Below are 13,770 nucleotides of genomic sequence, written 5' to 3' on the forward strand. Positions count from 1 at the left end.
TATTTTCTATTGTATAACATCCTTAAGTATAATATCACCCGCCCATGGCAATCGTGATCGCCTTACCAGGAAACAAGCCGTCCCGGGGAACCGCCTAAATGGTGCAATCGACCGTCTCCGTCATGATCCCGACTTCGTCCGACAAGACGGAATCGGTCACCTATACCTTCAACAACAGCCTTGCCCGCTCGATCGCCCAGCAGATCTCGGACGCGCTGTACGCGGCCAGCCCGCTGACCGTCACCTCGGTCGGCGGTGGTGGCAGCATTCCGGCGCCCGGCGGCGGCGCCCAGCACCTTGTCCTGACCGGTTCGCCGTCGGGGTCCGTGCCCGCGGGCTACGGCTTCATCGCCGACGTCGCCGGCACGGCCACGACGGTCATGGCCGGGCCGGACACCAGCCTGATCGTGTCCACCGGCGGCGGCCTGTTCCAGCTGGCCGGCAATGCGACCATCGCCGCCTCGGGCGGCGACAACGTCGTCTCCCAGACCGGCGCCGGCACGGTCCAGATCGCCATCGACGGCGGCGGCCTGAACGTGATCACCGCCGAAGGCTCTGGCACCATCACCGGCAGCACCGGCGCCAACCTGATGAACCTGACCGGCGACGACCTGATCGTCTCCTATGGCAATGACACCATCAATGCCTCCGGCAATTCCACCGTGTTCGGCGGCTCCGGATCGATGCTGTTCGTCGGCGGCGCCGGGACCTCCACCATCCTGGGCGGCACCGGCGCCACCTCGGTGACAGCCGGCGCCGGCGGCGTGGTCTTCAGCGTCAACACGGACGACAACGCGACCGTCAATGCCTCGGCCGGCACCGCGACGGTCTTCGGCGCGGGCGGCCAGAACATCTTCCTGGTCGGCACCAGCGGCACGGCCGATCAGCCGAACGCCCTGGTCACCAGCGGCGGGGCGGAGACGCTGAACGCCGCGGGGTCCAGCGGCGCGGTCTGGATGTCGCAATCGCAGGACGACAACAGCACGCTGATGATCGCCGGGTCGGGCAACGACACGCTGATCGCCGGCATGGCCGGCGGCTCCGCCACCATGGTCGGCGGCAGCGGCGCCGACCGTTTCGTTTTCTTCAAGCAGGCGACCGGCGGCGGATCGGACGTGATCGCCAACTTCACCGGCGCCGACCGGGTGTTCATCGAGGGCTATGCCGCCACCGGCTCCGCCTCGCAGCTTCAGGATGACGCGATCGTCGGGTCCGGCGGGGTCACGCTGACGCTCAGCGACAACACCTCCATCACCTTCTCCAACCTGACCAGCGCCTCGCAGCTCGACGGCATGATCCATTATGGCGGCGCGGTGACCTGAACCCGCGGCCGGGCCAGACACGCCGAACCGCGGCCGGGCCGGACACGCCGCAAACCGCGGCCGGGCCGGACACGCCGCGCGCGCCTGCACCGAGGCGGGTCGTTTGACCCCGCGGGACAGTGGTGGAAACATTGGCGGTGACGTCCAGGAACCACGCCGCCATGACCAGACCCCACGCCGCGCCGGCCGCCGATTGGCGACCGGAGCTGGAGGAACTCGCCGAGCGCCAGAGCATCGTCCGCCGGATGGGCGGTGCGGAGCGGGTGGCGCGCCAGCATGCCGGCGGCCGGCTGACGGTGCGCGAACGCATCGACCGGATGCTGGACCACGGCTCGTTCCTGGAAATCGGCTCCATCGCCGGCAAGGGCAGCTACGACGCCCAGGGTACCATGACGGAGTTCCTGCCGGCCAACGGCGTGTTCGGCCGCGGCACCGTGGATGGCCGGCCGGTGGTGATCTACGGCGACGATTTCACCGTCCGCGGCGGATCGGCGGATGCCTCGATCAAGAACAAGTATTTCGTCCCCGAGAAGATGGCCGGGGAATTCCGCATCCCGCTGATCCGCATGATCGAGGGGTCCGGCGGCGGCGGCTCGGTCAAGACCATCGAGACGCGCGGCCACGCCAACCTGCCCGGCGGCATCGGCCAGAGCTCCGGCCTGTGGCTGTGCGCACAGAACATGGGCCGCATCCCCGTCGTCACCATGGGCCTGGGATCGGTCGCCGGCCTGGGCGCCGCGCGGCTGGCCGCCAGCCACTATTCGCTGATGGTGAAGGACACCTCGGCTATCTTCGTCGCCGGCCCGCCGGTGGTGGAACGGCTGGGCGAAAAGCGCACCAAGCAGCAGCTGGGCGGCCACCATGTGCAGGTCCCGGCCGGCACGGTGGACGACGCGGTGGACACGGAAGAGGAAGCCTTCGATCGGGCCCGGCGCTTCCTGTCCTATCTGCCGTCCTCGGTGTGGGACCTGCCGCCCCGGCAACGGTCGCTGGACAGCCCCGAGCGGCGCGATCCGCAGCTGATCTCCATCGTGCCAAAGGATCGGCGCAAGGCCTACAGCATGCGGCGGATCATCGAAGCCGTGATGGACCGGGGCAGCTTCTTCGAAATGGGCCGGCATTTCGGCCGCCAGATCATCACCGGCTTCGCCCGGCTGGACGGGTGGCCGGTCGCGGTGCTGGCTGGCGACCCGTTGTTCAACGGCGGGGCGTGGGGCGCGGCGGCATCGCGGAAAATCACCCGCTTCGTGGACCTGGCGCAGACGTTTCACCTGCCGGTCGTCCACCTGGTGGACTGCTTCGGCTTCGCCGTCGGGCTGGAGGCGGAATCGACGGCGACGATGCGCCACGCCGTCACCGCGATCAGCGCGATCCATCAATCCACCGTGCCCTGGGCCGCGATCATCATCCGCAACGTCTTCGGCGTCGGCGGTGGCGCGCACGTGCCGCACACGCAGACGCCGGTGCGCTATGCCTGGCCGTCGGGCAACTGGGGATCGCTGCCGCTGGAAGGCGGCGTCGAAGCCGCCTACCGCGCGGAGATCGATGCCGCGGACGATCCGCCGGCGAAACTGCGGGAGATCGAGGAGCGGCTGGAACGCATGCGCAGCCCGTTCCGCTCCGCCGAGGCCTTCATCATCGATGAGATCATCGATCCGCGCGATACCAGGCCGCTGCTATGCCAATGGGCCAACATGGCGGCGCCACTGCGCACGCCCGGCCAGTCCTTCTTCACCATGAGGCCCTGAGCGATGCCGCTGTCGCGTTTCCGCATCCTGCAGGTCGGCTCCGGCGTGGCGCTGGACTATTGCGGCAAGCTGTTCGCCGATTTCGGCGCCGACGTGATCAAGCTGGAACCGGCGGGCGGCGACCCGTTGCGGACGGAGCCGCCGCTGCTGGAGAACGGGGAGAGCGGGTATTTCGCCTGGCTGAACACCAACAAGCGCAGCGTCACCGAAACGCCGGAGACGCTGGCGGCGTTGCTGCCAGGCGCCGATGTGCTGCTGGACGGGCGCGGGTTTCAGGCATCGGTGCCGCCGCATGTATCGGTCACGCGCCTGTCCTGGTTCGGAGAGCACGGGCCCTATGCCGCCTTCGCCGGCACCGACGCCGTCGTGCGGGCGCTGGGCGGGCTGGTGGCGCTGACCGGACGGGCGGAGGGGCCGCCGACATTGGCCACCGACCACCAGTCCAGCATCATCGCTGGCGTCGCCGCCTTCATCGCCAGCGCCGCCGGGTTGTTCGACCGCAGCAACGGCACCAGGCGGTTTTCCGTCAGCACGCATGAAACCGCGGTGAACATCGCGGAGTATGAGGCAGCGGTGGCCTGGGACGCCGGCGAATCCCGCCGCCGCCCCGGGGTAAACCGTTTCGGGCGCAACTATCCGGTCGGCATCTATCCGACGAAGCGCGGGCTGGTCGGCGTCACCATCGTCACGCCCGGCCAGTGGCGCGGCCTGTGCGCCATGATGGGCATGCCGGACCTCGCCAGGAACCCCCGCTACGCCATCAATGTCGACCGCCTGGCTCACGCACTGGAGATCGACGCCCTGTTCCAGCCGGTGTGGGACACCAGAACGGCCGAGGAATGGTTCAGCCTGGCGCTGGAATACAAGCTGCCCATCGTCATGGTGCCCACCATGGCTGAGCTGCTGGAACTGCCGGTGCATCGCGAGCGCGGCGCCTTCGGCCCGGTGCGCATCGGCGGCGCGGCGTTCGAGGCACCGGTCCTGCCGCAGCACCTGACCCGCACACCGCCGAAATCCGGCGGCACCGCGCCGCTGGCGGGGGAGGATGAGGCACAGTGGCACGTCTCCCCCAACGCCTGGCCGGACAGGCCGGCGCCGCCGGACCGCCGGCCGCTGGAGGGCGTGCGCATCGTCGACCTGACGATGGGCTGGGCCGGCCCCACCGCCGCGCGCCACCTCGGCGACCTGGGCGCCGAGGTCCTGAAGGTGGAAGCCTGCCAGTACCCGGACTGGTGGCGCGGCACCGACCTGCGGGCGGAATTCATCGCGGCGCAGAAATACGAAAAGATCCTGTGGTTCCAGTTGATGAACCGGAACAAGCTGGACGTCACCCTGGACCTGACCCATCCCGACGGCGCCGCCCTGCTGAAGCGCCTGGTGGCGGAAGCCGACATCGTCATCGAAAACTATTCCAGCGAGGTCCTGCCCAAGCTCGGCCTCGACTATTCCGTGTTGTCACGGGTCAATCCGAACCTCATCATGCTGTCGATGCCCGCGTTCGGCAGCAACAATGCCTGGAGCGCCTGTCGCGGCTATGGCTCGACGCTGGAGCAGGCATCCGGCCTGCCGACGGTAACCGGCTTCCCCGAAGATCCGCCGACGATGAACCAGACCGCCTATGGCGATCCGGTGGGCGGGTTCAATGCGGCCGCGGCGCTGATGGCGGCCCTGCTGCACCGGCAGGCGACCGGACAGGGACAGAATATCGACCTGTCGCAGGTCGAGTGCATGATCCCGTTCGTCGCCCCCGAGCTCATCGCGCAATCGGCGCTGGGCGAAACGCCGCCACGCCTGGGCAACCGCCATCCGGTGCATGTGCCACATGGCTGCTTTCCGTGCGCCGGCGACGACCGCTGGGTGACCATTGCCGTGACCGGTGACGCCGCCTGGCGTGCCTGTTGCGCCCTGCTGCACCGACCCGACCTGGCGGACCTGACCGCCTCGGACCGCCGCGCCAGCCAGGCGGAGCTGGAAGCGGTGCTGGCCGGCTGGACCGCGACGCTGGACGCCGAGGAGGCCATGACGCGGCTGCAGCGGGCCGGCATCGCCGCCGGCGTGGTGCGCCGCCCGATGGAGCTGGACCAGGATGCCCATCTGACCGCGCGTGGCTTCTGGCATCGGCACGACCGGCCGTTCACCGGGCCGCACTGGCATTCCTCGGCGCCGTTCCGCGAGGGACGCGACGCCTATAAGGTTCGCCGGGTCGCCCCGACCCTGGGACAGGACAATGAGGCGATCCTGGGCGGCCGGCTGGGGTTGAGCACGGCCGAAATCCAGCGCCTGGCCGATAGCGGTGTCATCGGCACCATCCCCCGGCCGCGCCGAGCGCAGAGCGACGCATGATGAATGAGCGAGATGAATGAGCGAGGCATGACAGACGCCAGAACCGAGATACGGCGGGAACTGAAGGCGCTCAGCCTGATCTGTGCCGCGCATCTGGTCAGCCATTTCTACTACCTGGTGCTGGTGCCGCTGTTCCCGATGCTGCGCGACAATCTCGGGCTGAGTTTCGTGGAACTCGGCCTCGCCATGACGGTGTTCAACGTCGTCTCCGGCGTGGTGCAGACGCCGATGGGCTATGCCGTGGACCGGTACGGCGCGCGCCTCGTGCTGATCGGCGGCCTGGCCCTGGGCGGCGCAGCCTATGTCTCGATCGGGATGTATCCGGCCTATTGGTGGATCCTGTGCGCCTCGGCGCTGCTGGGCGTCGCCAACGCCGTCTATCATCCGGCCAACTACTCGATCCTGGGCGCGGTGATCGAGCCGTCCCGGCTGGGCCGCGCGTTTTCGGTGCACACGTTTTCCGGGTTCCTGGGCGGGGCGATCGCGCCGATCCTGATGCTGCTGGGGGCCCGGGCCTGGGGTTTCCAGACGGCGATCCTGGCCGCCGGGGCGGCTGGCCTGGTGGTGGCGGCCGCGCTGTGCTTCGCCGGCTGGCTGGATCGCGCGGTGGCCGCGCGCGTGCCGCAGGGGACGCATCAGCACATTCCGATGCGGCAGCTGGTGACGCCGACCGTCATCAGCCTGATCATCTTCTTCATGCTGCTGAGCCTGAGCAGCGGAGCGCTGACGAACTACTCCGTGGTCGCGCTGGTGTCGCTGTATGACGTAACCCTGTCGGCGGCGAACATCGCCCTGTCCGGCTTCCTGTTCGCCACCGCCATCGGCGTGCTGGCCGGCGGGGTGATTGCCGACCGGACCAGGCGCCACGGCGACGTCGCCGCGCTGGGCTTCGGCCTGTCGGGCGTCCTGATCCTGGCGGTGGGCAGCGTCAACCTGGGGCCGGTGCTGCTGGTGCTGGCGATGACGGCGGCGGGGTTCCTGTCCGGCATGATCTCCCCATCACGCGACATGCTGGTGAAGGCGGCCTCCCCGCCCGGCGCGTTCGGCCGGGTGTTCGGGATCGTCACCACCGGCTTCAACATCGGCGGCACGCTGGGCCCGCTGATCGGCGGCTGGATCATGGACCATGGCCTGCCACGCTGGGTGTTCTTCTCCTCGGTGCTGTTCATGGCACTGACCGCGGTGATGGCGCTGGCCAGTGACTGGCGCGCCCGCCGGCGTGCCGTGCTGGCGATGTGACGCCGCGGCGGCCGCACGCGCGCGGCCGCCGGCCCCGGCTTCGGGCGCTGGGCTCGGGCGCCGGCCTCGGGGCGATCGTGCCCGAACGGTCAGTATTCGTCGCGGATGCGGCCGCCATAGGCCGCCGCGACCGAGGCGATGAAGGCACCGATCATCAACGACAGCGCGGTGAAGATCGCCAGGTTGGCCGCCGCCTTCCTGGCCGCGTCGGCCGCCGCCCTGGCCTTGGTCGCCGCCTGAGAGGTGGCCGCGATCGCATCATCGACCCGCTTCTGGGCATCAGCCTGAGACAGCCCCGTGCGCGCCGCCACCAGCTGCGCCAGATAGGCCCGGTCATCCTGCGGCACCTGTCCGGTCACCACGCCATTGGCCAGGATGCGCGTGGCCTGCGCGGCCGCTTCCTGGCTGTTCTGGTTCGCGTCGGTACGATCGGACCGGAACAGCGTGTCAACGGTGTAGCTGGACACGCCGCCGGACGACCCGGACGAGGCGCTGGACGCCGCGGCCTGGGCGGCTCCGCCGGCGACGCTGGACACCGCATGGGCGCCGCCGCTGACCAGCGCGCCGGTGGCCGAGGCCAGGAAGGCGGCACCGATGATGGTCGTCACCGTCCAGGACAGGAAGCCGTGCGCGGTATCCCGGAAGAATACCTCGTGGCTGTGCAGCCCGACCCATTTGGTCCGCAACCGGCCGGTGATGAAGCCGCCCAGCGCGGAGCACAGCCATTGCACGACGATCAGGCCGATGCCGGTGGAGATGGCGAACGTCGTCGCCGACGCGCCCATGGTCGGCCAGGCGGAAATCGTGGTCAGGCCCAGGCCGGCGGCCAGCGCGGTCAGGACGATGCCCAGGGCCAGCGCCGCCGCGGTACCCGCGATGATCGCTGCCCAACTGACCGCCGAGACGCGCGATTCGTTCGCCACCGCCACGGATGGCGCGGCGGCGGTCACTGAAACGGTGTCCATGCTCAATGCCAGACCAGCGCGAGCAGGATGATGATCGGGATTGGCACGCCCAGCAGCCAAAGCAGAATTCCACGCCCCATGATTTCCCTCCAGGATCGGTATGATGCCTCCCGCCCTCAAAGCCGGCGCAGGTGCACTGTTGCAACGCCGGACGGACAGGATGGTTCGGGGGCGTGACATCATGAACGCGTGATGCGCGAAGATCGGCGCCGTCCGCCGATGCACCGGGCCGGCGGCTGCGCATATGGGTTGCCGGTCCAGCCAGGAAGGCCTAGTGGCCCTTCGGATGACAACGATCTACGTCGATGCTGACGCATGTCCGGTGCGCGAAGAGGTCTATCGTGTCGCAGGCCGGCTGCATGTTGCGGTTCGTATCGTATCCAACGGATCTCGTCCGATCCGCGGGCCGGGATTGCCAAATGTCCAAATGATCGTTGTGTCAGCCGGCCCCGACGCGGCGGACGACTGGATAGCCGAACGGATCACCGCCGCCGATATCTGTGCGACCGCGGACATACCGCTCGCCGCCCGCTGCCTGGCACGAGGCGCCCGCGCCCTGGCCTTCAATGGGCAGGAATGGACCAGCGGCAACATTGGCGGGGCCCTGGCCGGCCGAATCCTCAATCAGCACCTGCGAGAATCCGGCATCAACCAAGGCGGCCCCTCCGCCCTGACGCAGCGGGATCGCGCCTGTTTCCTCAACGCCCTTGACCGCCTTGTGCACGCGGCTCGGCGCGGCGCCCCAATCCCCCTGAAGCTGCGGCCGCCTGAACCGGACTGACGATCGTTGCCGGCCACCAGCCGCGAAGGATGTCCACGTTTGCCGCTTGGTCCGCCGCTCGTCATTGCCGTGCCCCGGCCACGCGGTCCGGAATACCGACCGCCTGACCGCGCGCCGCCTGACCGCACGATGCACGGAACGACGATCATCGCGCCGCCCCGTGGCGGCGAAGCGGGCCAGGACGGAAGCGTCGCGGTTGAGTGGGATGCGAGCGCAGCTCGGCAGTCTTGCAATCATAACTTGTGATTTGGCGCAGCACAGGTCACAGTTCGGGAGGATGATCCCTGGCTTATCCGCCGGGGTCGGTCCTCCTACTATATTGGGGGCGGCTTACTGTCACCGCGCCGCCCCCGACTTTTTTCGGTGCGGCGGAAACCATCTCGCTCTCCAGCCTCCTGGCCTCGGCTTCGAGCTTGTCCGCCAGATCGAGCAGCTCCTTCGCGATGTTCGGGTAATATTGCTGGTATTTTTGCGAAGTTTGCCGAGCCTGGCCAACTCTTGCACGAAGCGCATCCGGGGTGTCTGCCATTCCCATAGCCTTCTGTTACGATTTCTCCGTTAAAGCATCGGCAATTGCTCGCGGGGAGATATGAAACGAAATGATTGACAACCCTTAGTTCACATTATCGTGTTATGTGCAATTTTTAGGAAGCGGTATCGTGCCATGTGCGTCAGCACTGAATACAACGCGTTCCCACCATGGGTCATGCGCCGCCAAGGCTGAGCGACCAGTGGCGGGGCGAAAGATCATGGATTCGATTGGATGCAGCGGCGATGGCGACCGGTATCGTGAAGAAGCTCGACGCTGCCAAGGGGATCGGCTTCATCACGCCTGACAATGGCGACAACGATGTCCCCATCCATATCACCGCCGTCCGGCGAGCCGCTCAGACCGACCTGCAGGAAGGCCAGCGAGTCAGTTTCGACCTGGTCTCCGGGCCTCGTCGGGGGATGGTCGCCGTCAATCTGCGGCGGGGCGTCCGGCGTTCTTGATCACGCTATCGGAACGGAGTCCCGGTCGGAGAGATCGCCGGAAGCCTGCGCCGTGCCGCCCTGGCCGTGATCGGGCCCATGAAACCCGCCTGTCAGCCAATCAGACGCAACCCGGCCCCGGCGATCGCCGAGAGCGCAACGATAAGCAGCGGCGGCGCGCGCCAGACGGTCAGGAGCACGAACCCTGTTGCCGCCACCGCAAGATCCCGGGCCGCCAGCACCGCGCTCGTCCAGACCGGGTCGTAGAGAGCCGCCCCCAAAAGGCCGACCACGGCGGCGTTGGTCCCCCGCATGGCGGCCTGCGCGGCAGGAAAGCCCCGCAGCGCATGCCAGAAGGGCAGCGTTCCCAGCAGGCACAACATGCCCGGAATGAAGATGCCGACAAGCGCGATGATCGCCCCTGTCACGCCGCCCGGAGGGGTACCGGCAACGGCCCCAAGATAGGCCGCGAACGTGAAAAGCGGTCCTGGCACGGCTTGCGCGGCGCCATAGCCGGCGAGGAAAGCGCTATCCGATACCCAGCCTGGAGTCACGACCGCACCGTGCAACAACGGCAGCACCACGTGACCGCCGCCGAAGACGAGGGCGCCCGACCGATAGAAGGCGTTGAACTCTGCCAACATGCCGTCATGCGCCGGCACGAACGCGATCGCCAACAGCAAGACGAAGATGGCGAGGAAGATGCCGCCCGCGCGGCGGGAGACCGGGATCACGACGTCGTCCGGCGTTGTGCCCGCCTCGCCACGGCACAGCAGCCAGCCAGCGAGGCCCCCCAACGCAATCGCTCCCATTTGGAAGAGCGGCCATGAGCCGACCAGCATGACGATCAGTGCCACCGTTGCAATCGATGCTCTCACGCGATCCGGACACAAGCTGCGCGCCATGGCGAGCACGGCCTGTGCAACGATCGCCACGGCCGCCAGCTTGAGACCGTGCAGAAGGCCGGCCCCCGTCCGGGTGTCGGCAATGGTCCCCGCGCCATAGGCGAACAGGATCAGCAACACCGCCGAAGGCAAGGTGAAACCGGCCCAAGCGGCCAGGCCGCCGCGCCAGCCGCCACGCACCAGCCCGATCCCAAAACCGGTCTGGCTCGAGGCCGGCCCCGGCAAGAACTGCGCGAGAGCGACGAGCTCAACATAGGCCCGCTCGGTCAACCACTGGCGCCGCTCGACGAATTCGCTGCGGAAATACCCGAGATGTGCGATCGGCCCACCGAAACAGGAGCAGCCGAGACGTAGGAAGACCAGCAGGATCTCAAGCGGCGAGCTTGTCGCCGGCACCTGCGCATCGGTCACCATCGACGGAGATCGGGCGCGCTGACAGGATACCGACCCGGGCATCAGGTCAGGATATTATCGGGTTCCGATGACGACAACCGATACCATGGAATTTCACGACCTCCTGTCAGGGTTCGTCCGTATTCACATCCTGCACCATGCAGCCGAAGGCGACGTCTACGGTCAATGGCTTATCGATGAGCTCGGACGACATGGCTACCGCCTCAGCCCGGGCACGCTGTATCCCATGCTGCAGGCCATGGAGGAACGCGGCTATCTCGTGTCGCGCGGCGATGCGGATGGTCGGCGTGGCCGTCGCCGGAAGGTCTACACCGCAACGGACCAGGGGCGGCGAGGCCTCGCGGTAGCCCGCGAGCGGCTTCGCGAGCTGACTGGCGAAGTGAGCGGCAACGGTAGACACGCGCCCCGTCGGCGAGGTCCGGCATGACGTGGCCGTCGCGGCTTGGTGAGACCGGGCAGCGCCCGCTCCTCGTGAGGTCATGGAGCCATCACGCGAGGCTCAAACACAGCCTGCGGCGTGCCCGCCCGGCCGGCCGAGGCGGCCTGAACGGCGCTGGCGGCTGAAATGGGAGACGCCGAGAGGAACGATTGCTCCTCTCGGCGGGCGCATCCCGTCAGGTGTGGCTTTCAGGCGGCAGCGCGCTGCCGACGCTTCCGGATCACACCAAGGCCGGCCATGCCGACGCCCAGCACCGCCAGGCTGGCGGGTTCCGGGGCGGGGGTCGGCGTGATCGTCTTCGACACAAGGTCGTAGTTGTTCTTCGAGCCAACCCAATCGATCTTCAGATCGGGGGCGTAGCCCGCGAAGCTACCTGACGAGAGGGTCACGTCGAAGACGAATGTCAGGGTCGAATCCGCAGCATACGCGGTGGAAGGGGTGGGCGGTATGGAAGTGTTGTCGAAGCAAAAGAAATTACCGTTGCCGTTGCACCCGGAAGAGTTCAGTCCACCGTTGATGAAGCTATATCCCGAAGGCGGTGTGATCATCACCGCGCTCAAGAAGTTGCTGGGCTGGGTAAAGGCGATCGCATTCACGCCCGAGCGGCCCTTTTCGGTATCTGAAGCACCGTTGATGCCGGTGATCGAGAGCGTGAACTGGGCTGTCAGCGAACTCAGGACCGACTCGGTCAGCGTGTAAGTGAGTCCGTCCGCGATCAAGCTTGCATGAGCCGGCGCGGCCGCCGATGCGGCCGCCGCGACCACCGCAAAGCCGAGCGAGCGCAGTTTTGCCATTTGATTCCCCGTCATGCGATTGACGAGCGCTTGCGAGCAAAAAACGCGCCAAATCTCTTAAAATGGAAAACGCCGCTCGATATCAGCGGGTTACCGCGTTTCAGCATTTATAAAAAAACGTAGAATGTAAAATTTCCCGACACAGATTGGGAGTCCGCTTGGATGCGAACCGCATACAGGGTGCCCGGTTGGACAGGGCCCGCCCTTTTCCGGCGTCACTCGTTCCGGCGTCACTCGCGCGCGATCATATCACGGCGATCATACCATGACCGTGACCGCCGTACGATGTGCACGACCGACAGCATCACCGGCACCTCGACCAGAACCCCGACCACCGTCGCCAGCGCCGCACCTGATTGAAAGCCGAACAGCACGATTGCGGTCGCCACGGCCAGCTCGAAAAAATTGCTCGCGCCAATCAGGGCCGACGGCCCGGCGATGCACCATTCGACCCCGAGCGCGCGATTGAGCCAGTAGGCCAGGCCGGCATTCGCATAGACCTGGATGAGGATGGGCACCGCAAGCAGGACGATCACCAACGGCTGGCGCATGATCTGTTCGCCCTGCAGGCCGAACAGCAGCACCAATGTCAGCAGCAGCGCAGACAGCGACAGCGGGGCCAGCTTGCGCAGCATCCAGGCGAGCGCGGCCGGACCGCCGTGCCGCAGCAATGTTCGCCGCCAGAGCTGGGCGACGGTAACCGGCACGAGGATGTAGAGCGCGACGGACAGGAACAGCGTGTCCCAGGGCACGGTGATCGAGGACAGGCCCAGCAGCAGTCCGACGATCGGCGCGAAGGCAATCACCATGATGGTGTCGTTCAGCGCCACCTGACTCAGTGTGAAATGCGGTTCGCCATCCACCAGGTTCGACCAGACGAACACCATGGCGGTGCAGGGGGCGGCGGCAAGCAGGATCAGGCCCGCCGTGTAGCTGGCGATTTGATCGGCCGGCAGCCAGAGACGGAACAAATGCGCGATGAAGATCCAGGCCAGCAACGCCATGGAGAACGGCTTGACCAGCCAGTTGACGCCGACGGTCGTGGCGATGCCGCGCCAGTGCCGCCCGACTTCGCGCAGCGCCGCCGGATCGATCTTCAGCAGCATCGGCACGATCATCAGCCAGACCAGCACCGCGACCGGCAGGTTGACCTGCGCCACGGTCGCGTTGCCGAGAGCATGGAACACACCCGGCACCAGCTGGCCCAGACTGATGCCGGCGATGATGCACAGTGCCACCCACAGAGTCAGGAACCGCTCGAACAGGCCCATGGCCGGCTTCTTCGCCGACGCGGTTCCGGCACTGACGGTTGTCCCGCTCATGACGCGCAATGCTCGGCGGTGTCCGGACGAACACGGCCGATCGCATCGACCTCGCGTTTGAGCGCGATCCGGTCGAGCGAGGCGAGCGGCAAGGCAAGGAACAGCGTGATACGCCGCTCCAGCATGCGGAACGCATCCCGGAAGGCAAGCATCTGTGCACCCGCGCCGTCGTCGGTGACGGCCGCTGGATCGGGAATGCCCCAGTGCGCCGTGACCGGATGCCCAGGCCAGACCGGGCATATCTCGCCGGCGGCCTGGTCGCAGACAGTAACGACAAAGTCCATGACGGGCGCACCGGGAACGGCAAACTCATCCCAGGATTTCGAGCGCAGCCTACCGGTCGAGTAGCCTTGTTCCGTCAGCAGGTGCAGCGCTTGAGGATGAACCACACCCTTCGGAAAGCTGCCGGCGCTGTAGGCGTTGAAATGGCCTTTGCCCAGCTCCCGCAGCAGGCACTCGGCAAGGATGCTCCGCGCCGAGTTGCCCGTGCAGAGAAACAGGGCGTTGAAGGGCTGGCGGTCCATAT

At 67.2% G+C, this 13,770-nt stretch carries 13 protein-coding genes; 7 read left to right on the forward strand and 6 right to left on the reverse strand.

Annotated features, from left to right (window positions below; all coding sequences use genetic code 11):
• The first annotated feature begins 98 nt into the window (after window positions 1-98).
• From VHC04_RS19500 to VHC04_RS19515, 4 genes are all read left to right on the forward strand, one after another.
• A complete protein-coding gene (locus VHC04_RS19500; RefSeq protein WP_325684402.1) occupies window positions 99-1,322 on the forward strand; it encodes a calcium-binding protein in 1,224 nt (407 codons plus the stop codon).
• A 161-nt stretch (window positions 1,323-1,483) separates the two neighbouring features.
• Entirely contained in the window at window positions 1,484-3,070 is a 1,587-nt protein-coding gene (locus VHC04_RS19505; RefSeq protein ID WP_325684403.1) for an acyl-CoA carboxylase subunit beta, read from the forward strand.
• Window positions 3,071-3,073: 3 nt separating this feature from the next.
• A complete protein-coding gene (locus VHC04_RS19510; RefSeq protein WP_325684404.1) occupies window positions 3,074-5,413 on the forward strand; it encodes a CaiB/BaiF CoA-transferase family protein in 2,340 nt (779 codons plus the stop codon).
• Window positions 5,414-5,440: 27 nt separating this feature from the next.
• Window positions 5,441-6,652: an MFS transporter gene (locus VHC04_RS19515; protein WP_325684405.1), complete on the forward strand. Its 1,212-nt coding sequence runs from the start codon at window positions 5,441-5,443 to the stop codon at window positions 6,650-6,652.
• Between the two features lie 89 nt (window positions 6,653-6,741).
• On the opposite strand, the gene VHC04_RS19520 is transcribed toward VHC04_RS19515, so the two are convergent.
• Entirely contained in the window at window positions 6,742-7,617 is an 876-nt protein-coding gene (locus VHC04_RS19520; protein WP_325684406.1) for a hypothetical protein, read from the reverse strand.
• A 286-nt stretch (window positions 7,618-7,903) separates the two neighbouring features.
• Between VHC04_RS19520 and VHC04_RS19525 the strand changes: the two genes are divergently transcribed.
• Window positions 7,904-8,398, forward strand: coding sequence for a YaiI/YqxD family protein (locus VHC04_RS19525; RefSeq protein WP_325684407.1), 495 nt, complete (start codon window positions 7,904-7,906; stop codon window positions 8,396-8,398).
• A 289-nt stretch (window positions 8,399-8,687) separates the two neighbouring features.
• Here the strand turns inward: VHC04_RS19525 and VHC04_RS19530 are convergent, their stop codons facing one another.
• Complete coding sequence (locus tag VHC04_RS19530) at window positions 8,688-8,927, reverse strand: hypothetical protein (RefSeq protein WP_325684408.1); 240 nt, start codon at window positions 8,925-8,927, stop codon at window positions 8,688-8,690.
• A 245-nt stretch (window positions 8,928-9,172) separates the two neighbouring features.
• Here VHC04_RS19530 and VHC04_RS19535 point away from each other — a divergent pair, with 245 nt between their 5' ends.
• Window positions 9,173-9,391, forward strand: a complete 219-nt coding sequence (locus VHC04_RS19535) for a cold-shock protein (RefSeq protein ID WP_325684409.1) — start codon at window positions 9,173-9,175, stop codon at window positions 9,389-9,391.
• Window positions 9,392-9,483: 92 nt separating this feature from the next.
• On the opposite strand, the gene chrA is transcribed toward VHC04_RS19535, so the two are convergent.
• The gene (gene chrA, locus VHC04_RS19540) at window positions 9,484-10,689 is read right to left on the reverse strand and encodes a chromate efflux transporter (RefSeq protein ID WP_325684410.1); all 1,206 of its coding nucleotides are present in this window, start codon (window positions 10,687-10,689) and stop codon (window positions 9,484-9,486) included.
• Window positions 10,690-10,756: 67 nt separating this feature from the next.
• Between chrA and VHC04_RS19545 the strand changes: the two genes are divergently transcribed.
• A complete protein-coding gene (locus VHC04_RS19545) occupies window positions 10,757-11,116 on the forward strand; it encodes a PadR family transcriptional regulator (protein WP_325684411.1) in 360 nt (119 codons plus the stop codon).
• 200 nt (window positions 11,117-11,316) lie between these two features.
• Here VHC04_RS19545 and VHC04_RS19550 read toward each other — a convergent pair whose 3' ends face one another.
• The 3 genes from VHC04_RS19550 to VHC04_RS19560 form a co-directional block, all read right to left on the reverse strand.
• Window positions 11,317-11,922, reverse strand: coding sequence for a PEP-CTERM sorting domain-containing protein (locus tag VHC04_RS19550; RefSeq protein ID WP_325684412.1), 606 nt, complete (start codon window positions 11,920-11,922; stop codon window positions 11,317-11,319).
• A gap of 230 nt (window positions 11,923-12,152) precedes the next feature.
• A complete protein-coding gene (arsB, locus tag VHC04_RS19555) occupies window positions 12,153-13,244 on the reverse strand; it encodes an ACR3 family arsenite efflux transporter (protein ID WP_325684413.1) in 1,092 nt (363 codons plus the stop codon).
• Complete coding sequence (locus VHC04_RS19560; RefSeq protein WP_325684414.1) at window positions 13,241-13,768, reverse strand: arsenate reductase ArsC; 528 nt, start codon at window positions 13,766-13,768, stop codon at window positions 13,241-13,243. Before VHC04_RS19560 ends, arsB begins: the two co-directional genes overlap by 4 nt.
• Window positions 13,769-13,770 lie beyond the last annotated feature (2 nt).

Source organism: Rhodopila sp., from assembly GCF_035548095.1.
Classification (GTDB): domain Bacteria; phylum Pseudomonadota; class Alphaproteobacteria; order Acetobacterales; family Acetobacteraceae; genus Rhodopila.